The organism is Paenibacillus sp. FSL R7-0302 (assembly GCF_038006885.1).
Lineage (GTDB): Bacteria > Bacillota > Bacilli > Paenibacillales > Paenibacillaceae > Paenibacillus_AQ.
Genome location: NZ_JBBOWB010000001.1, coordinates 5,124,703 through 5,142,153, shown reverse-complemented (window position 1 = coordinate 5,142,153; position 17,451 = coordinate 5,124,703). Strand labels below are relative to the sequence as shown.

Below are 17,451 nucleotides of genomic sequence, written 5' to 3'. Positions count from 1 at the left end.
GTAAACTAAAAGGTAGAAAGCCTTAAGGAGTATGAAGAGCTATGGAGATGCAAGGATCATTAGTGGAGCAGGCCCAGGCCGAGCTGCAAAAATATTACGGTTATCCCGATTTCCGGGACGGCCAGAAAAAAATTGTGAACAATCTGCTGGAAGGCCGCGATACGCTGGGCATTCTGCCTACCGGAGGCGGTAAGTCCATCTGCTACCAGGTTCCGGCGCTGCTGCAGCCGGGGCTTACCCTGGTCGTCTCACCGCTGATCTCCCTGATGAAGGATCAGGTGGATGCTCTGACGACCGCAGGGATTCCCGCTGCTTATATCAACAGCACCCTGAGCGGCAAGGAAGTGAATGAGCGCATCCGCGCGGCCCGCCGCGGCGAATTGAAGCTGCTCTATGTGGCTCCCGAGCGTCTGGAGCTGGACTGGTTCCGACTGGAGATGGCAGGATTGAATATCTCCTGCGTAGCAGTGGATGAGGCGCACTGCGTCTCGCAGTGGGGCCATGACTTCCGCACCAGTTATCTGGCAGTGTCCCCGTTCGTGGAGCAGCTGCCGCAGCGTCCGATTCTGGCGGCCTTCACCGCTACGGCTACCCCGGAGGTCATGGAGGATATGGTCCGGCTGCTGCGCCTGCGCGAGCCGGGCGTCTTCATGACCGGACTTGGCCGCGACAACCTGGCGATGTCCGTGCTGCGCGGAGAGAACAAGCGCGAGTTCGTGCTGGATTACGCGGCTCAGCATGCCCATCAGCCGGGTATCGTGTATGCCGCCACCCGCAAGGAGGTGGATGATCTCTATCAGCGCCTCCAGGCCGCAGGCATCACCGCCGGGCGCTATCATGCCGGAATGAACGATCAGGAGCGGGCGGACAGCCAGGAAGGCTTCCTCTATGACGATATCCGTGTCATGGTCGCCACGAATGCCTTCGGGATGGGGATCGACAAGTCTAACGTGCGTTATGTCATCCATTACAATATGCCGAAGAACATGGAGGCCTATGTTCAAGAGGCGGGCCGTGCCGGGCGTGACGGGGAGCCGAGCGATTGTATCCTGCTGTTCAGTGCGCAGGATATCATGACCCAGAAATTCCTGATTGAGCAGAACCCGCAGGACCCGGAACGCAAAGCCAACGAATACCGCAAGCTCCAGCAGATGATTGAATACTGCTACACTACCCGCTGCCTGCGCAGTGCACAGCTAGACTATTTCGGCGAGAGCCATGACGATGATCACTGCGGGATCTGCAGCTCCTGTACCGACGAGCGTGAGCTGGTCGATATCACGGTTGAAGCGCAGAAGATCTTCTCCTGCATCCACCGGATGCGTGAGCGTTACGGCGTGGCGCTGGTCTCATCCGTACTGAAGGGCTCGCGTAACCAGAAGGTGCTGCAATACGGCTTCGAGAAGCTGCCGACTCACGGCGCTATGTCCAGCCGCAGCGAGAAGGAGATTACCGAGATCATCAATATGCTGATCTCGGAAGGATATCTGGCCTTGTCCGAAGGCCAGTATCCGGTGGTCCGGCTGCAGCCGCTGGCAGCCGAGGTGCTGCGCGGCCAGCGCCAGGTGCATCAGCGCGTGGCCCGCACGCTGGTCACCTCCGGCACGCGGGACCGCAGCCGTTCGCGCGATACTTCGCCGTCTGCGGTCAACGAGACGGTGTTCGAGCAGCTGCGCCTGATCCGCCGCGAGCTGGCGGGGCGCGAGCATGTGCCGTCATACATCATTTTCAATGATGCAACGCTGCGCGAGATGAGCGTGGTCTGTCCGCAGACGGAAGCGGAGATGCTGAGGGTGAAGGGTGTCGGGGAAGTGAAGTACCGGAAGTACGGCAAGGCCTTCCTGGAGTTTTTTCAAAATGACATGTAAAGAAGGTTATAAGGCATGAGAATCATCCTGGCCACATTAAATGCCAAATATATTCACACGTCGCTTGCGATCCGGCTGCTGAAGGCGTATAGCGAGCATGAGTTCAAGGATATCCTTTTGGCGGAATATACCATCAAAGACCCTGCGATGAACATCGTGTCTGACCTTTTTCAGAAGCAGCCGGATGTGATTGGCTTCTCCTGTTACATCTGGAACATCGAGGAGACTATCAAGCTGGTCGGCATTCTCAAGCAGGTCATGCCGGAGGTCAAGATTGTGCTGGGCGGGCCGGAGGTATCTTATGAGCCGCTCTACTGGATGAAGCGGGAGGCCGGAGTGGACTTTGTCGTGAACGGTGACGGGGAAGAGACCTTCCACCATCTGCTGCAGGAGATCCGGGATGAACACAAGTACCATTTCGTATACGGTGCGGCTTACCGCAAGGGCGAAGAGCTGATCGTTAACCCTCCCCGTCCCAAAAGCGATCTTAACACCCTGCCGACCCCGCACCGCTTCGCGGAGGATCTGCCGGAGCTGAGCAAGCGTATCGTTTATTTTGAGACGAGCCGGGGCTGTCCCTTCAACTGCCAATTCTGCCTGTCCAGCATTGAGGTGGGCGTGCGTTATTATGATATTGAACGGGTGAAGTCTGATCTGCTCTATCTGATTGAGGGCGGAGCCAAGGTGATCAAGTTCCTGGACCGCACGTTCAATATCAACCGCAATTATGCGATGGAGATGTTCCAGTTCCTGATCGACAATCATCAGGGCTGCGTGTTCCAGTTCGAGATTACCGCCGATATTATGCGTCCCGAGGTGCTGGATTTCCTGGCGCAGAACGCCCCTCCGGGCGTCTTCCGCTTCGAGATCGGCGTCCAGTCGACGAATGATGAGACGAATGAGCTGGTCAAGCGCCGCCAGAACTTCACCAAGCTGTCCCGCACCGTGATGAAGATCAAGGCCAGCGGCAATATCGACCAGCATCTCGATCTGATCGCCGGACTGCCGATGGAGGATTACGCGACCTTCCGCAAGACCTTCAATGACGTCTTCGCCATGGAGCCGGAGGAGCTGCAATTAGGGTTCCTCAAAATGCTGCGCGGCACCGGGCTGCGCGCCCAGGCAGCCAAATATGACTACACGTACATGGAGCATGCGCCGTACGAGATTCTCAGCAGCCATGTCATGCCGTTCGCCGATATCATCCGGCTCAAGCGGCTGGAGGATGTGCTGGAGAAGTACTGGAACAGCCAGCGGCTGGCTCATTCGGTCAAGTATCTGATCCGTCATGTGTTCCCTTCCCCGTTCGACTTCTTCCAGGAGTTCGGTGACTACTGGGAAGAGCGGGGCTGGCAGAAGATCGGGCATCAGCTGGAGGATCTGTTCACCCGGCTGCATGACTTCCTGACGGACCGGGGCACGGCCTCCATGGACATTGTCACCGGCCTGATGAAGCTGGACTATTTCCTCGCCCACAAGTACAAGCCCCGCAAGATCTGGTGGGACGATGTCCTTGATAAAGCAGAGTGGGCGAAGCATCTGAAGCAGATCGCCAGTCAGCCGGAGCGGATCTCGGCCAAGCTGGCGGAGGCCGGACTTAGCGAGCGGGAGCTCCAGAAGTTCATCGTGCTCGACGAGCTGCCGTTCCGGCTTGCGCCGGTGCTGGAGTCGATCAGCGGGCTGCGCTATGACGGGGAGCTTGGCGCTGAGGCGGGGGCACAGCCTGAGGCTGGTGCTGATGCCGGGGACGGCCGGGAGCTTCGTGGAACGGTAGCCGAAGGAGAACCGGCGGAGCTTGCGGTGGCAGTGGCCGAGGCTGAGGCTGGGGCGGTCCATAACAATCCGCACCCTGGTGCAAGGGACGGCCGAACGCTGCTGGTCGTCCTGTATCAGCAGGATGAGAGCCAGCGGGCGCAGTATTACACGCTGCCTTTGTAGGGACGATCGCTGCGTTGGCGCGTGGATCAAATGTAATCGAAAAACCGACCACATTCGGTGGCCGCAAATCAACATGAGCAAGAGTACGTTACCTATGGGGGGCATACCGTTGAGTCAGGAGCAGCACATATCATTGTTTAGGTACGGTGACGAGCATGGGGAGCAATTCAGGGACCAGTTACTTGGCTTTCAGCTTCCGGCGGAGCAGTTGCAGTTCACCGGAATGCCGGAGGAGACGCTTCAGGATATCAAGGAGGATGCCGGTAAGGAGGGGGTGGTCATTGCCTGCGGAGAACGGGCGGTGGGCTTCTTCATCCTTCATACCGGTGAAGGCATATCCGATTTCTTTCCAGACTATGGCGATGCAGTTCTGCTGCGCGCTTTCCTGATGGACTACGCCAGCCAGGGCCGTGGGTTCGCTATAGCAGCGATGTTGCAGCTGCCGGATTTTGTCCGCCGCCACTACCCTGAAGCCCGGCAGATTGTGCTTGCTGTGAATGAACGCAATACCGCCGCCAGTCAGCTATATCTCCGCACCGGATTTCAGGATCACGGCCTGCGGCGGAGCGGAAGCAAGGGGACACAACTTATTTTGCAATATGCGCTGCCTTCCGGGAGTGTTGGGGGTTTGGTAGATGGATAGTAGCAATGAAATGCATAACCGTCTTACAGAGCTATTCACCCGCGATACTCTGCTAATGGATATTTTCAAACGTGCCCAAGGATTGGCCCCATTCCCTTATTACATTGGCGCAGGCTGCCTGGTGCAAACGGTGTGGAACGAGCTGACCGGGAGGACGCCGGGGTACGGAATCAGTGACATCGATATTATCTACTACGATACATCGGATTTGAGCTATGCTGCCGAGGATGAGGTGATTAAGAAGGGCAAGGAGATTTTTGAGGGGATAGCAATTCCGGTTGATCTCAAAAATCAGGCTAGGGTCCATCTGTGGTACCCCCAGAAGTTCGGTGTGGAGATCAACCCTTACCTCTCTCTGGAAGCAGCAATCGACAGCTGGCCGACTACAGTGACCTCGCTGGGAGCAAGGCTTGAGCTGAACGGTGAATGGAAGATTTATGCTCCATTTGGTCTGGAGGATTTGTTTCAACTGGTTCTGCGGCCCAACAAAGCGCTGATCAGCGAGAAGATCTACGAAGCGAAGACGCAGAAATGGAAGTCGGAATGGCCGGAGCTTACGGTGGTTCCTTGGTCTTTCACAACACCTAATTGTATTTACACTTCCTAAGTGTTACGATCAGTCATAAGATGCAAATAAAGGAGCCTACACCTTATCATGTGGATTACTCTGTAAGGATTAATTAACCGGAAGAATGCCAGCAATAGTGCAGAACACTATGCTATTAGGCATGTCTTTCTTTAATCTTTCAGGGTATGCAGGGTAAGCTTGGTTCATAGACCGGCTTCTGCGGATACCTTAGGGTATCCTTTTTTGTTGCCGGGACACCGCATCTCTATGGCTCCTTGCCTGCTTATCCTCCTAAATCATGAATGGGGGAACTACTATATGTATCCAAAACTGATTTTAATCGAGGGCTTACCCGGCTTCGGAAAATCCACTACGGCACAGCTGGTTTATGACATTCTTACGGAGACGGGCATTAGAGCTCAGCTATTCCTGGAGGGGAATCTGGATCATCCGGCGGATTATGACGGCGTCGCTTGTCTTGCGGAAGCAGAGTACGATGAGCTGCTGGGGATGTGGGCCGATTCAGGGCATATATTAAGTTCGCGGACTACTGTTCATGACGGCCATTACCTGGTGGAATACCGCAAAATCATAGATGAACACGGGCCCCTTATTCCAAAGGAAGCGCTGGATTGGCTTACCCGGAACGATGTGTATGAATTGCCGCTCGCGCAGAACAGGGAGCTGATTACAGCAAGATGGAGACAGTTCGCGGAGAAGGCCTTGCAGGGGGCGGACACGTATGTGTTTGATTGCTGCTTTATCCAGAACCCGGTAACTATGGGGATGATCAAGCATGGTGCAGCTGAGGAAGACATTATAAGCTACACGTTGGAGCTGGAGGCCATTACGGCCGGATTGAATCCGCTGCTGATGTATATTGATCAGGACGATCTGGAGCTTTCTTTCCGCAAAGCTGTCCGCGACAGGCCCCTGGAGTGGTCAGAGGGGTTCATTGAATATTACACCAAACAGGGGTATGGCTTTAAACAGGGGCACCAGGGCTTAGACGGAACTCTGAGGGTGCTTGAGGCCAGACTGAAATTGGAGAAAATCATATATAACCGCATAAACATGCACAAGATCAAAGTCAATAATTCTTCGTATGATCTTCCGGCGTATAAGCAAGATTTAGCGGGGAGACTGGCAGGATATTTAGAGCGTGAATGACGGGTCTTTGCAGAGTTACTGTTAATAGCTGCGGAATACCTGATATGATCATTAGGGTGTTGGCGCGGAAAGTGGGGCCTAAGAAGAAGCCAGGAAATCCTGCATAAATTACAACATTCGCTGCTTCTGGAGCGTCAATATGGCGAAATCCTGTACAAAGTGCAACAACTGGTGCTCCAAAGAGTGTTAATTTGTTAAAAATAATGCCTAAAGTGCAACAATTGCTACTGAGACGGTGCCGATAGGGTGGAGATCCTGCAAAAATTACAACAATTGCTGCAATCGTGACAATTGCTGCTGCCGGATCAGCGGCATACCTTACGTTGCAGCTAAGAGGAGAATTTTAACTTACTGTTACGGCAAAATAATCGAAAGAGAGGCACTCCGTCCGGGCGGAGTGCCTCTCTTTTTGTAACGTACCTGCGGATCACAGCGCAGTGGCGACATAGGTCTGCACTGTGCTGTGCTGCACCAATGCCAGCTAACACCAGACCAGTACGTGCGTCTGCATCAATAGACTAATCCGCCGTAGGCTGAAGCCGCATGGATTCGGCAGGCAGGTGGCGGGCGAGCCAGTCCAGCACATCGGCCGTGACCTCGTCCCGGTTGACCTCGTTCAGCATCTCATGCCGGCCTCCCGGATAGAGCTTGCATTCTACATCCTGAAGCCCCTGCTTCCGGTATAACTCAGCCAGACGTATCACCCCTTGACCGTTCATCCCCACAGGGTCCTTCTCCCCCGCGAACAGATAGACCGGCTTGTCGCTGCATAAGTGCTGAAGAGTGGACCTGGTATGAAGCTCACGCAGCATATGGAAGAAATCACGGAAGAAGCGGGTAGTGCAAATCGCCCCGCAGTAGGGGTCGGCAATGAAGTGATCGACCTCTTCCGGGTCGCTGCTGAGCCAGTCAAAAGCCGTCCGGACCGGAGAGAAGGACCGGTTATAAGCGCCGAAAACAATGCCATTCAGCAGTACACTGCGGTGATGGTCTCCCTGTAGTCTTAACTGCATTGCGGAGAGGGACTCCGCCAGCCGCAGCATGCCCCTGGGACCATTGGTGCCGCTGAGGATGAAGCCGCTGTAGATCTCATGTCCCTCCTCGCACATCAGCTTCTGAGCCAGAAAGGAGCCCATGCTGTGCGCGAACAGGAAGATAGGCTTATGCTTATGCCGGGAGCAGGCAAGGTCTGCAAGCTGCAGCAGATTGCGCCGCATCCAGTAGAAGCCGTTCTCCCCGCTGTCACCGAGCAGGTTGACTCTGCCGGCAGTAAGCCCATGCCCCCGGTGGTCATTGGCATATACGGCATAACCGGCTGCGGTGAGCGCCGAGGCGAAGCGGGCATAACGCGCAGCCGTCTCACACATACCGTGTGCAATCTGCACAATCCCCCGGATCTCCGTTCCTGCGTCCGGCAGCCATTCATAGACATGGATTTTGACATCTAAGGGATCAGTCATGGAAAAAGTGTTCTCAGTCATCGCCTGTCCTCCTGAAAGTGAAATTCAGCATTCCTAGCGTAAAGAGTACCTGGTGCTACCCTGATCCAAGTGAGATACAGTCCGGCTGCTTAAGGCAGATAAGAGCGCAGTACGGTAGATTGTCCTTCAATGCTGTAAGCGCCCAGGCTGGAAGGGAGCAGATAACATTCGCCAGCCGCATAAGGCTGGGAGCCGCCGTCCCAGATCAGGTGGCCGCTGCCCTCGCAGATCACCAGGATGGTGAAGCTGTCACCCGTGGTGGCGAGCTGCCATTCGCCGGAGACGATTCCTTTTTCCACAATAAAATAAGGAGAGGAGGCGATTCTAAGCCATTCTCCGGCCATAGCACCATCTGTCTTCATCGAAGTCGCGCCTGCTCCCTCATAGGCGGTAACATTCAGGGAATCCTCGATATGCAGCTCGCGCGGCTTCCCGTCCAGACCCGGACGGTCGTAATCGTAAATCCGGTATGTAGTGTCAGAGTTCTGCTGAATCTCCGCTACAACGACACCTGCACACAACGCATGTACAGTCCCGGCAGGGATATAGAAGGAGTCACCTGCAGCTACAGTCACTTCCTGCAGGCTGTCCATCACCGTTCCGTTCTCCAGCGCGTCCTTCAGCATCTCGCGGGTGACGCCTTCTTTCAGGCCGTAGATGATTTTGGCGCCTGGCTTGGCGTCCAGCACGTACCACATTTCGGTTTTGCCCAGCTCGCCCTTGGGCAGTCCGGCATAATCATCCGTAGGGTGCACCTGCACAGAGAGGTTGTCGTTGCAATCCAGCAGCTTGATCAGCAGCGGGAATCTTCCGCCTTCTTCCGTGATGCCCTTGCTGCCGAACCACTCGTGCCCGAACTGCTCACGGATGGCATCCAGGCCTTGTCCGGCCAGCTCGCCGTTGACTACAGAGGAGGTGCCGTTCGGATGATCGGCAATCATCCAGCCTTCACCGATGTGGCCTTCCGGCAGATCCAGGCCGAATTTCTCCAGCGCCCGGCCTCCCCAGACACGTTCTTTGAATTCCGGCTGAAATTTCAGAGGATATGGTTTCGTCATTACAACATCTTCCTTCCTGATAATAGAATGATCCTTCGATTGAAGGTGTGAACAAGTGGCGGCTGCCATCATCTGTGCTCAGCTTCTTCTCTTCTCTACAGCTACAACATACGGCGCAGACCCGCGCTGAAGCTGCCGGTACACGATGGTCTGCGCGTCCTGCTGGGCCAGTCCGGCAGCCCAGGCTTCGACAGCGGCGGCTTCGCGGCCGCCGCCTTCGTGGCCGGGATACAGCACGGCCGTGATGATCCCGCCCGGGCGAAGCAGCAGCAGCGCCGCCTCCAGCGCGGCCAGCGTGCTTCCCGGCTCGGTGATGATGGTCTTGTCGGCATCGCCTGCGGGCAGATAGCCGAGGTTGAACATCACCGACGAGACCGTTCCGCGCCAAGCGGGCGGAACGGCTTCAGCCATGGCTGCATGGCTCTGCTGCAGCAGCGTCACGGGAGCCAGCGCAGCAGGCGCTTCCTCCCGGGCTAGCCGCAGGCGCTCGCCGGCAAGAGCCAGCGCCTGCGGCTGAATGTCGAACCCGTACACCCCGCCGCGCGGCCCGGCCGCCTTGGCGAGGAACAGGGTGTCGGCGCCGGTCCCCACGGTGGCGTCGATAGCCAGTCCGCCCGGCGGGAGCCGCTCAGCGGTCAGCTTATGGGCGAAGCTAAGGACAGACAGGAAGCCCATCAGCCCTTCCTCCAGTACTTACCCTGCCAGGTGTCCCTGGCAACCAGTTCCTGGTCAATGGCATTCAGCACTTCCCACTTCTTGAGGCTCCACATCGGGCCGATCAGAGCATCGCGCGGGGCATCGCCGGTCAGGCGGTGGACGATCATGTCCGGCGGCAGAATTTCCAGCGAGTCGGCAATGAGCTTCACATATTCATCCTGCTCCAGGAACCGCAGCAGCCCGGCTTCATACTGCTTCACCATCGGCGTTTTGCGCATGAGGTGAAGCAGGTGGATTTTGATCCCCTGAACCCCCATATTCGCTACAGCAGCTACAGTCTCAAGCATCATCTCATGCGTTTCCTGCGGAAGCCCGTGAATGATATGGGTACACACCCGGATGCCGTGACGGCGGAGCTTCGCAACAGCTTCAGTATAGCAGGCGGTATCATGCGCGCGGTTAATCAGATCCGAAGTGGACTGATGAATGGTCTGAAGCCCCATTTCCACCCATAGATAGGTGCGTTGGTTCAGCTCTGCGAGATACTCCACTACATCATCCGGCAGGCAGTCGGGGCGGGTGGCAATGGCGAGGCCGACAACCCCGGGCTGCTGCAAAATGACTTCATAATATTCCCTTAGCTCCTCGACAGGAGCATACGTATTGGTATAGGCCTGGAAATAGCCGATATATTTGGCATTCGGCCATTTCTGATGCTGGCGGTCACGGATATGGTTGAACTGGGTGACCAGATCATCCCGGCGGCTTCCGGCGAAATCGCCTGACCCTCTGGCACTGCAGAACGTACAGCCTCCTTTGGCGATGGAACCGTCACGGTTCGGACAGGTGAAGCCAGCATCGAGCATGACCTTGAACACCTTGGTATCCATCTGCCCGCGCATTTCGTAGTTCCAGGTATGGAACCGTTTATCCCCCCACAGAAGCGGAGAGGAGGCTTGTTGAAGATTAGACATGTGCAGCTCCTTTCATTAACCTTCCCATTGTATCAAAAATCCGTGATGAACGTAACATTCCCTCCCGGAAATCCGCCGAAAAAAAACTAAAATTAGGCTGTGAATTACCGCCATTCAGCTTGATAATGCTTACACATTATGTTATATTTAAAGTGTTAAAAAAGACGCTGCATCAACCACAATCACATGCTTTGAATTCATAATTTCGTGTCGTCCGGTCCATACTAAACCTTAGAGGTGATAACGATGAATTCTCCAACGGTATTTGCTGATAATAAAGGTTCGATTGATGTGCAGCTGACTCCCGATGAAGCTCTCGCCCTGACCGGCGTAGAATTTAACGGCAACCACAAGATCAAGACAGAAGCGCAGCGGAAGATCCGCAATGCGTTTGAGAAGACCTTCGAGCTCGATAAATAAATCGCAGTCCGCTGAACGGCGGGCCGGTATGACAGATACAACACGCACGGAACTTTCGACCAGTCCAACAAGGGCGGGATGGAGGTTCCTTTTCTTTTGCTGAAATCCCTTTACTTTTGCCGGTAAGTTCGGCACAATATTGCAAGTAGCATTTATCCTATTCACAGATAAGGCAATAAAGAGATAAGCGGAGGAGTACCTATGCGTTTACGCGGAAGAAAAGGAATACGTGAAAGTCTTGAGGAGCAGACCGATCTGGTCATCCTGGAACCACGCAGCCTGAAGGGGCGCTGGTCCGAATTGTTCGGCAATGACCATCCGATTCATGTGGAATTCGGAATGGGCAAGGGGCAGTTTATCAGTCAAATGAGCTTCAAATACCCGGAGATTAATTTCATCGGCGTGGATATGTATGACGAGCTGGTGCGGCGCGCAGCCGAGAAGGCCCGGAATATATGGGAGCCGGCAGGTGAAGAGACACCGCCCAACGTGAGAGTGGCCCTGGCCAATATCGATTACGCGGAGGAAGTGTTCGCTCCAGGGGAGCTGGAACGGATCTATCTCAATTTCAGTGATCCCTGGCCGAAAAGCAAGCATGCCCGCCGCCGTCTGACGCATCCGCGTTTTCTTGATAAATACCGCGGACTGCTCAGTCCGCTCGGCGAGATCCATTTGAAGACGGATTCCCGCAGCCTGTTTGAATTTTCGCTTAATGCATTTGCGGACTATGGCCTGCAGATGAAGAATATTTCGCTTGACCTGCATGAGGGCGGCGTGATCAACGAAGAGCATGTAATGACCGAATACGAGACCAAGTTCTATGGACGGGGCGTGAACATTCACCGCTGCGAGGCAATTGTCGGAGATGAGGCGCTGAAGCAATATCAGGCCATCCGTCTGGACAAGTACCGCCTCTAGGCTGCATTACCGGCAATTACAGCAAAAGGCAGTCCGGTTCATTCATACCGGACTGCCTTTTGCGTTCTAACCTGGTTCTCTACTGTCCATGTTCTGTGCGCGGTTTATCCAGCATATCAATAATGCTTTGGGCGCTTTGCAGCGGATTGTACCTGGAGATGGCCTCCAGATGGGCCTTGCGCGCCGCACGGACATTTCCGTAATCATTCAGCAGCCGCTCCATCCACCGGTCAACTACATCGAGGGAGCTGATCGGCTCCCCCAGGCCGGCGGCAGTGAAGTACCGGCAGTTCTCTTCTTCCTGGCCCGGCAGCGGAGAGTGGAAGAGCATCGGAATGCCCTTGGCCAAGCCTTCGCTGCAGGTCATGCCGCCCGGCTTGGTGACCAGCAGGTCGGACACCTCCATCAGCTTGTCAATCTCCCGGGTGAAGCCCAGCAGCCGGATGTTGGGATGTCTGAACCGCAGGTCTTGCTTCATCTCCTGCAGCAGCTTGTCATTCTGGCCGAGGCAGAACACAATCTGCACCTTGTCCCGCCATCCGGCCAGAGCCGCATTCACTACTTCGTCATTCATCATGCCCCATCCGCCGCCCATAACCATGACCGTCGGAATACCAAGCAGCTTGAACTGCTCTTGAATGTCTTCCCGGCCGTGCTGCTCCCAGAAGCTCGGGTGAACAGGGATGCCGGTTACCCGGATCTTGAAGGCGGCCACGCCCCGGCGGCGCAGCTTCGCCTTGACCTCAGGGGTGGATACCAGATAGCGGTCCACCTGCGGGCTGATCCAGCTGGCATGGGCGTCATAATCCGTAATGACCGTAATCAGCGGAGCCCTCAGCGACGGGTGAAGCCGCTTCAGGCGTGAGATAACAGCACCGGGAATGAAATGGGTACAGACGATAATGTCCGGCTTCAGCTGCTTTACAATATTTTGGGCATGCGTATAAAACAAGCGGTGCAGGGCAAGTGTGGTAAGACGATTGAATGATTTCTGGTGACGGTACACATAGCCCATCAGCCGGGGCTGGGAGGTAACCGTCTTGCGGTATGCCGAGACAATGAGCGGGGCCACCTTGGGATTCAGGAAGCTCCCCAGCTCCAGCACCTTGGTCTGCACCTCCGGAGACAGCTTCCGCAGGCTGCTCGACAGCGCATATGCAGCCTGGGTATGCCCGGCACCGAAGCCCTCTGACAGCAATAATATTCTTTTTTTGCGCAATGTATAGTTCACCTGTTCCCTAGAGGTATTGACCGGCCGGCGCCCCTCAGGCATCATATCCAGAGGGCAAGCGTACCGGCTGCGACTCCTGACCCAATGACCGCTCCTGCGAGGACATCAGATGGATAATGCAGCCCGAGGTAGATCCGGGAGAAGCCGACTGTGCAGGCCAGAGGAAGCAGGGCCGCAGTCAGGACAGGATAGGCTATCATATAAGGAACCGTTGAAGCGAAGATAGCGGTCGTATGGCCTGAAGGAAAAGAATGATCCTTAAGCGGATTGCGGAACGTATTGGTGTCCGGCAGGGCCAGATAGGGCCGCAGGCGCGGGTAGAGCTTTTTGGCGATAGCGACGGGCACATGGCTTATCGCCAGCGCAGCCAGTGCCTGAAGTCCTGTAGTTCTCCATGGCTGCGGGCACACTGCCCAGACCAGGAGATTGATGCCGATCGCGCTTGTTGCACCTCCGAGATGAGTGAGGTAGAAGAGCCAGAAGTTCAGAAACGGATTGTGCATCCGTCCGTTAATCCATTGAAACACCCGCTGCTCCAGGAGATGCAGTTTCTTGAATAAAGGTCTCATATCATGTCCCTCCGATAGTCCGGCTAAAAGAGTTCTGGCGCAGCTTAAGCAGCAGATTTCACGGCCTGAAGCTGTCTTTATCATACTTTTTTAAGGTAGCCCGTTCAAGAAAAAGCTCGGGTCCGCTCGAAAAATGTCTCTTTTGACTTGTGAGCCCCAAAGCGACTACAATGATTCAAGCAGGAAGATCGCGTTTATAAGGTAACAGAGAAATAAGGAGCCAGCCAGTACACTGGAATCCATATTCATATCTTGTGAAACGGGACCATACAAATTCGGAATCCTGCCCGGAACTAAGGGGAAATTCTTGTCTACAGTAAGGGATGCAACAAAAGGGTCAGATAGAACGTTAGCAAGTTAGAGAGAGAGAAAGAGAAAAAACATCAAGATTTGGAAAAAGGGGGCATCTAAAGATCATGACAGACGCATTGTTTGTTACGCTCCAAGTGATCTTGGCGGCAATCGCAGTTTATCAGTTCGGATTTTCGCTGTTTGGACTGCGCAAGAAGAAGAACAAGGTTAGGCATGCGCCGCAAAAGTCATTTGCCGTACTGGTCGCCGCACACAACGAGGAAGAAGTGGTCGGCGCTCTGATGGAAAACCTGAAGCAGCTTAATTATCCCCAGGAACTGTACGATGTATTTGTCATCTGTGACAACTGTACGGATAATACCGCTGCGATCGTGCGGGAGCACGGCATGAATGCCTGTGTGCGTACCAACAGCAACCTGCGCGGTAAAGGCTATGCCATCGAGTGGATGCTGAAGGAGCTGTGGGCGCTGCCCCGTCAGTACGACGCTGTAGTCATGTTCGATGCCGACAACCTCGCACATACAGAGTTCCTGACAGAGATGAACAACGATCTGTGTTCAGGCGGACGGGTCATTCAAGGCTACATTGATACGAAGAACCCGGAGGATTCCTGGATCACGGCTGCTTACGGTGTATCCTACTGGTACATCAACCGGCTGTGGCAGCTGTCGCGCCATAATCTGAAGATGGCCAACTTCCTCGGCGGAACAGGCATGTGCTTCGAGACGAACCTGCTGAAGGAAATGGGCTGGGGCGCAACCAGTCTGGTTGAGGATTTGGAATTCACCATGCGCAGCGCCTCCAAGGGCGTATATCCAAGATTTAATTATGATGCCAAAGTATTCGATGAGAAGCCGCTTACCTTCAAGGCTTCCTCCAGACAGCGTCTGCGCTGGATGCAGGGTCACTTCACCGTAGCCCGCCGTTACTTCTTCCCGCTGCTGTGGCAGGGGATCAAGGAACGCAGCCTGACGAAGTTTGACCTGGCTCTGTACGGAGCGAACGTATACATTGTGTTGCTGACGTTCCTGATGACTGCCGTAATGTTTGTGGATAATGCTGTGTTCGACGGTCCGCATATTGCGAATATTTACGGACATCTGCCGCTGTGGCTCGGGTACTTTGCCGTAGGTGCCAATATTCTGACCTTCCTGCTGGCCATGGCGCTGGAGCGGGTGAAGTTCAAGAAGGTCTATCTGTACCTGCTGGTGTTCCCGGTCTATCTGCTCTCGTGGTATCCCATTACGTTCTATGCGTTCTTCACGCAGAACAACAAGCAGTGGAGTCATACCAAGCATACGCGCGTAGTCCGGCTGGAGGAAGTGCAGAGCAAGCAGGTTTCATAATCCGCACTGTAAATTAATAATTTCAGAAGGTGTTGACACCTTCGGTCTGATGATGTATAGTATTCAAGTGTGCAAAACATAGGGATTGCAAGCAGAAGCACCGGCTTCTCACCTGACTGGCTAACAGCCTGCTGGTTTTGATCTCAATGCTTTATGAATGGTTACAATTCATGAACGTTGATCAAACGGGGTGTCGGGGAATTACCGGCATCCCTTTTTTATGGAGAACCGTAATATATTATCTGAAAATTATTCGGAGGTGGAGGATTATCAGTAAGGAACATATGATCAATGATGAAATTCGTGCCAAAGAGGTTCGGCTGGTCGGAGCAGAGGGTGAACAAATCGGGATCAAGCCGATCCGCGAGGCGTTACAAATGGCGATCGATCTTAATCTGGATTTAGTCAACGTAGCACCGCAGGCGAAGCCGCCGGTATGCCGCATCATGGATTACGGCAAGTTCCGTTATGAAACGCAGAAGAAAGAGAAGGAAGCCCGCAAGAACCAGAAGATCGTGGATCTCAAGGAAGTCTGGTTCCGTGCAAACATTGAGGAACATGATTATCAGACCAAGTTCCGCAATGTAATCAAGTTCCTGGGCGAAGGCGATAAAGTGAAGTGCTCCGTCCGTTTCCGCGGCCGTGAGATTACCCACGCTAGTATCGGCCAGAAGATCCTGGAGCGCGTGAAGAGCGAAGTAGAAGAAATTGCTGTTGTAGAGCGCCAGCCTAAGCTGGAAGGCCGCAGCATGATTATGATTCTGGCTCCGAAGCCCCAATAATCCTGGAGTCACTTGCATAGCAATTTGGCGCCGCATAATATTCAAGGAGGAAACACCATGCCTAAAATGAAAACACATAGCAGCCTGAAAGGCCGCTTCAAGATCACTGGAACTGGTAAAGTATTGCGTTACAAAGCTCACAAGAACCACTTGCTGTCCCACAAATCGAAACGTGCAAAACGCGTATTGAACGGCAATCCGGTAATGGCCCCTGGGGATGTAAGACGTTTGAAACAAGGACTCGCTAACTTGAAATAGTTAATCACACATTTTTGGGAGGTTTATTAATATGGCAAGAGTTAAAGGCGGATTTGTAGTTCGTCGTAGACATAAAAAAGTATTGAAGCTGGCAAAGGGTTACTTCGGTTCCAAGCACCGCATTTTCAAAACAGCTAAAGAGCAAGTAATGAAATCGATGGTTTACGCATACCGTGACCGTCGTCAGACGAAACGTAACTTCCGCAGACTGTGGATCGTTCGTATCAACGCTGCAGCCCGTTTGAACGGTCTGTCTTACAGCAAGCTTGTATACGGCCTGAAATTGGCTGGTGTAGAAGTGAACCGTAAGATGCTGGCTGATCTGGCAGTGAATGATCTGAACGCCTTCAACTCCCTGGCTGTTGTTGCCAAAGAGAAGATCAACGCGTAAGACGATATAAACCGAAAAGCACCGCCTGCGGGTTCTCCCGTGTGACGGTGCTTTTTTTGCGCGGTGGGAACCTCCGGATGGACGGCTATTCCCAGTATTTCGTTGTGCTAAGCAGCGCAGCGAGTTTCTTGCTGCTGGAGCGTCTCAGCTTGCGCAGCGCAGACCGCTCGTCAGCAGACTGGCAGATCAGCTTCTCTTCGTCGGTCTGGGCCACGATGGCCGGAACAGGAGCTGTAGTGCCGTCTTCATTCATGGCTACGAAGGTCAGGAAGGAAGTTGCGGCAACGGCGCGTTCGCCTGTGTATAGATTCTCGGAGATAATCTTGACGAATACCTCAATGCTGGTGCGGCCCGTCCAGGAGACAAAGGATTCGAAGCAGACGGAATCCGTCGGCCGGATCGGCAGGAGGAAGTCGACAGAGTCAGCGGATGCTGTTACCACGTTGACCCGGCAGTGGCGCATGGCCGAGATGGAGGCCACTTCATCAATGGTGCTCATCAGCTTGCCGCCGAACAGGGTCTTGTGATTGTTCACATCATTCGGGAAGACACGGCCGGTTTTGAATACGCGGGATTCGTGACAGTATTTGAAGTCGGGTGCAGCTTGTGGTGTGTGTTCTTGTTCCATTTTCAGTAACTCCCTTTGCGTACAAGATGTAATCATACATGATAATAGAAAAGCTTTCCCTGTGCAATAATAATGTTAATGCACTTGGAGCCATAAGCTACATTTTGAGGTTTTCTAACATATATCGGACATAAAGATAACAGCTTGTGTCAAGGTAAGCGATTTCTTGTTGAAAAATGCAAATTATTATTGACCTGAGGTCATTAATAGACTGGATTTTAGCTTTTTTTGCAGGTATA

General features: G+C 54.0%; 18 protein-coding genes. 11 read left to right on the top strand and 7 right to left on the bottom strand.

Annotated features, from left to right (window positions below; all coding sequences use genetic code 11):
• The first annotated feature begins 41 nt into the window (after nt 1–41).
• The 5 genes from recQ (at nt 42) to MKY96_RS22075 (ending at nt 6,187) form a co-directional block, all read left to right on the top strand.
• Entirely contained in the window at nt 42–1,868 is a 1,827-nt protein-coding gene (gene recQ / locus MKY96_RS22095) for a DNA helicase RecQ (protein WP_340943317.1), read from the top strand.
• A 15-nt stretch (nt 1,869–1,883) separates the two neighbouring features.
• Nucleotides 1,884–3,806, top strand: coding sequence for a B12-binding domain-containing radical SAM protein (locus MKY96_RS22090; RefSeq protein ID WP_340943315.1), 1,923 nt, complete (start codon nt 1,884–1,886; stop codon nt 3,804–3,806).
• A gap of 133 nt (nt 3,807–3,939) precedes the next feature.
• Nucleotides 3,940–4,449 (top strand): GNAT family N-acetyltransferase, encoded by a 510-nt coding sequence (locus MKY96_RS22085; RefSeq protein ID WP_340943312.1) that lies wholly within the window; start codon nt 3,940–3,942, stop codon nt 4,447–4,449.
• Nucleotides 4,442–5,056 carry a nucleotidyltransferase family protein gene (locus tag MKY96_RS22080; RefSeq protein ID WP_340943310.1) on the top strand — a complete coding sequence of 205 codons (615 nt, stop codon included), beginning with the start codon at nt 4,442–4,444 and terminating at the stop codon, nt 5,054–5,056. The genes MKY96_RS22085 and MKY96_RS22080 overlap by 8 nt, the downstream gene beginning before the upstream one ends.
• A gap of 279 nt (nt 5,057–5,335) precedes the next feature.
• A complete protein-coding gene (locus MKY96_RS22075) occupies nt 5,336–6,187 on the top strand; it encodes a hypothetical protein (RefSeq protein WP_340943307.1) in 852 nt (283 codons plus the stop codon).
• A 518-nt stretch (nt 6,188–6,705) separates the two neighbouring features.
• On the opposite strand, the gene MKY96_RS22070 is transcribed toward MKY96_RS22075, so the two are convergent.
• The 4 genes from MKY96_RS22070 to MKY96_RS22055 all read right to left on the bottom strand — a co-directional run bounded on the left by MKY96_RS22070 (nt 6,706) and on the right by MKY96_RS22055 (nt 10,357).
• Nucleotides 6,706–7,668, bottom strand: a complete 963-nt coding sequence (locus MKY96_RS22070) for an alpha/beta hydrolase (protein ID WP_340943302.1) — start codon at nt 7,666–7,668, stop codon at nt 6,706–6,708.
• A gap of 89 nt (nt 7,669–7,757) precedes the next feature.
• A complete protein-coding gene (locus tag MKY96_RS22065) occupies nt 7,758–8,726 on the bottom strand; it encodes a type I phosphomannose isomerase catalytic subunit (RefSeq protein WP_340943300.1) in 969 nt (322 codons plus the stop codon).
• Between the two features lie 78 nt (nt 8,727–8,804).
• A complete protein-coding gene (locus MKY96_RS22060) occupies nt 8,805–9,401 on the bottom strand; it encodes a tRNA (mnm(5)s(2)U34)-methyltransferase (protein ID WP_340943298.1) in 597 nt (198 codons plus the stop codon).
• The gene (locus MKY96_RS22055) at nt 9,401–10,357 is read right to left on the bottom strand and encodes a TIGR01212 family radical SAM protein (RefSeq protein WP_036696094.1); all 957 of its coding nucleotides are present in this window, start codon (nt 10,355–10,357) and stop codon (nt 9,401–9,403) included. Before MKY96_RS22055 ends, MKY96_RS22060 begins: the two co-directional genes overlap by 1 nt.
• A gap of 246 nt (nt 10,358–10,603) precedes the next feature.
• Between MKY96_RS22055 and MKY96_RS22050 the strand changes: the two genes are divergently transcribed.
• Complete coding sequence (locus MKY96_RS22050) at nt 10,604–10,777, top strand: hypothetical protein (protein ID WP_340943297.1); 174 nt, start codon at nt 10,604–10,606, stop codon at nt 10,775–10,777.
• Between the two features lie 201 nt (nt 10,778–10,978).
• Nucleotides 10,979–11,695 carry a tRNA (guanosine(46)-N7)-methyltransferase TrmB gene (trmB, locus tag MKY96_RS22045; protein ID WP_340943295.1) on the top strand — a complete coding sequence of 239 codons (717 nt, stop codon included), beginning with the start codon at nt 10,979–10,981 and terminating at the stop codon, nt 11,693–11,695.
• A 79-nt stretch (nt 11,696–11,774) separates the two neighbouring features.
• On the opposite strand, the gene MKY96_RS22040 is transcribed toward trmB, so the two are convergent.
• Together MKY96_RS22040 and MKY96_RS22035 are read right to left on the bottom strand one after the other, a co-directional pair.
• Entirely contained in the window at nt 11,775–12,914 is a 1,140-nt protein-coding gene (locus MKY96_RS22040; RefSeq protein WP_340944705.1) for an MGDG synthase family glycosyltransferase, read from the bottom strand.
• 53 nt (nt 12,915–12,967) lie between these two features.
• Entirely contained in the window at nt 12,968–13,495 is a 528-nt protein-coding gene (locus tag MKY96_RS22035) for a phosphatase PAP2 family protein (RefSeq protein WP_340943291.1), read from the bottom strand.
• Nucleotides 13,496–13,911: 416 nt separating this feature from the next.
• Here MKY96_RS22035 and MKY96_RS22030 point away from each other — a divergent pair, with 416 nt between their 5' ends.
• The 4 genes from MKY96_RS22030 (at nt 13,912) to rplT (ending at nt 16,584) form a co-directional block, all read left to right on the top strand.
• Nucleotides 13,912–15,153, top strand: coding sequence for a glycosyltransferase family 2 protein (locus MKY96_RS22030; protein WP_340943290.1), 1,242 nt, complete (start codon nt 13,912–13,914; stop codon nt 15,151–15,153).
• 284 nt (nt 15,154–15,437) lie between these two features.
• Nucleotides 15,438–15,935 (top strand): translation initiation factor IF-3, encoded by a 498-nt coding sequence (infC, locus tag MKY96_RS22025; protein WP_036696103.1) that lies wholly within the window; start codon nt 15,438–15,440, stop codon nt 15,933–15,935.
• A 57-nt stretch (nt 15,936–15,992) separates the two neighbouring features.
• Entirely contained in the window at nt 15,993–16,193 is a 201-nt protein-coding gene (gene rpmI / locus MKY96_RS22020; RefSeq protein WP_036696104.1) for a 50S ribosomal protein L35, read from the top strand.
• 31 nt (nt 16,194–16,224) lie between these two features.
• Nucleotides 16,225–16,584, top strand: a complete 360-nt coding sequence (gene rplT, locus MKY96_RS22015; RefSeq protein WP_036649386.1) for a 50S ribosomal protein L20 — start codon at nt 16,225–16,227, stop codon at nt 16,582–16,584.
• An 85-nt stretch (nt 16,585–16,669) separates the two neighbouring features.
• Here rplT and MKY96_RS22010 read toward each other — a convergent pair whose 3' ends face one another.
• Nucleotides 16,670–17,212 (bottom strand): acyl-CoA thioesterase, encoded by a 543-nt coding sequence (locus MKY96_RS22010; RefSeq protein ID WP_340943288.1) that lies wholly within the window; start codon nt 17,210–17,212, stop codon nt 16,670–16,672.
• Nucleotides 17,213–17,451 lie beyond the last annotated feature (239 nt).

What these genes read in the sequence shown, in the direction of transcription:
- recQ (WP_340943317.1), top strand. Translation starts at nt 42, where the DNA reads ATGGAGATGCAAGGATCATTAGTGGAGCAGGCCCAGGCCGAGCTGCAA.
- MKY96_RS22090 (WP_340943315.1), top strand. Translation starts at nt 1,884, where the DNA reads ATGAGAATCATCCTGGCCACATTAAATGCCAAATATATTCACACGTCG.
- MKY96_RS22080 (WP_340943310.1), top strand. Translation starts at nt 4,442, where the DNA reads ATGGATAGTAGCAATGAAATGCATAACCGTCTTACAGAGCTATTCACC.
- MKY96_RS22075 (WP_340943307.1), top strand. Translation starts at nt 5,336, where the DNA reads ATGTATCCAAAACTGATTTTAATCGAGGGCTTACCCGGCTTCGGAAAA.
- MKY96_RS22070 (WP_340943302.1), bottom strand. Translation starts at nt 7,668, where the DNA reads ATGACTGAGAACACTTTTTCCATGACTGATCCCTTAGATGTCAAAATC.
- MKY96_RS22065 (WP_340943300.1), bottom strand. Translation starts at nt 8,726, where the DNA reads ATGACGAAACCATATCCTCTGAAATTTCAGCCGGAATTCAAAGAACGT.
- MKY96_RS22060 (WP_340943298.1), bottom strand. Translation starts at nt 9,401, where the DNA reads ATGGGCTTCCTGTCTGTCCTTAGCTTCGCCCATAAGCTGACCGCTGAG.
- MKY96_RS22055 (WP_036696094.1), bottom strand. Translation starts at nt 10,357, where the DNA reads ATGTCTAATCTTCAACAAGCCTCCTCTCCGCTTCTGTGGGGGGATAAA.
- MKY96_RS22050 (WP_340943297.1), top strand. Translation starts at nt 10,604, where the DNA reads ATGAATTCTCCAACGGTATTTGCTGATAATAAAGGTTCGATTGATGTG.
- trmB (WP_340943295.1), top strand. Translation starts at nt 10,979, where the DNA reads ATGCGTTTACGCGGAAGAAAAGGAATACGTGAAAGTCTTGAGGAGCAG.
- MKY96_RS22035 (WP_340943291.1), bottom strand. Translation starts at nt 13,495, where the DNA reads ATGAGACCTTTATTCAAGAAACTGCATCTCCTGGAGCAGCGGGTGTTT.
- MKY96_RS22030 (WP_340943290.1), top strand. Translation starts at nt 13,912, where the DNA reads ATGACAGACGCATTGTTTGTTACGCTCCAAGTGATCTTGGCGGCAATC.
- infC (WP_036696103.1), top strand. Translation starts at nt 15,438, where the DNA reads ATGATCAATGATGAAATTCGTGCCAAAGAGGTTCGGCTGGTCGGAGCA.
- rpmI (WP_036696104.1), top strand. Translation starts at nt 15,993, where the DNA reads ATGCCTAAAATGAAAACACATAGCAGCCTGAAAGGCCGCTTCAAGATC.
- rplT (WP_036649386.1), top strand. Translation starts at nt 16,225, where the DNA reads ATGGCAAGAGTTAAAGGCGGATTTGTAGTTCGTCGTAGACATAAAAAA.
- MKY96_RS22010 (WP_340943288.1), bottom strand. Translation starts at nt 17,212, where the DNA reads ATGGAACAAGAACACACACCACAAGCTGCACCCGACTTCAAATACTGT.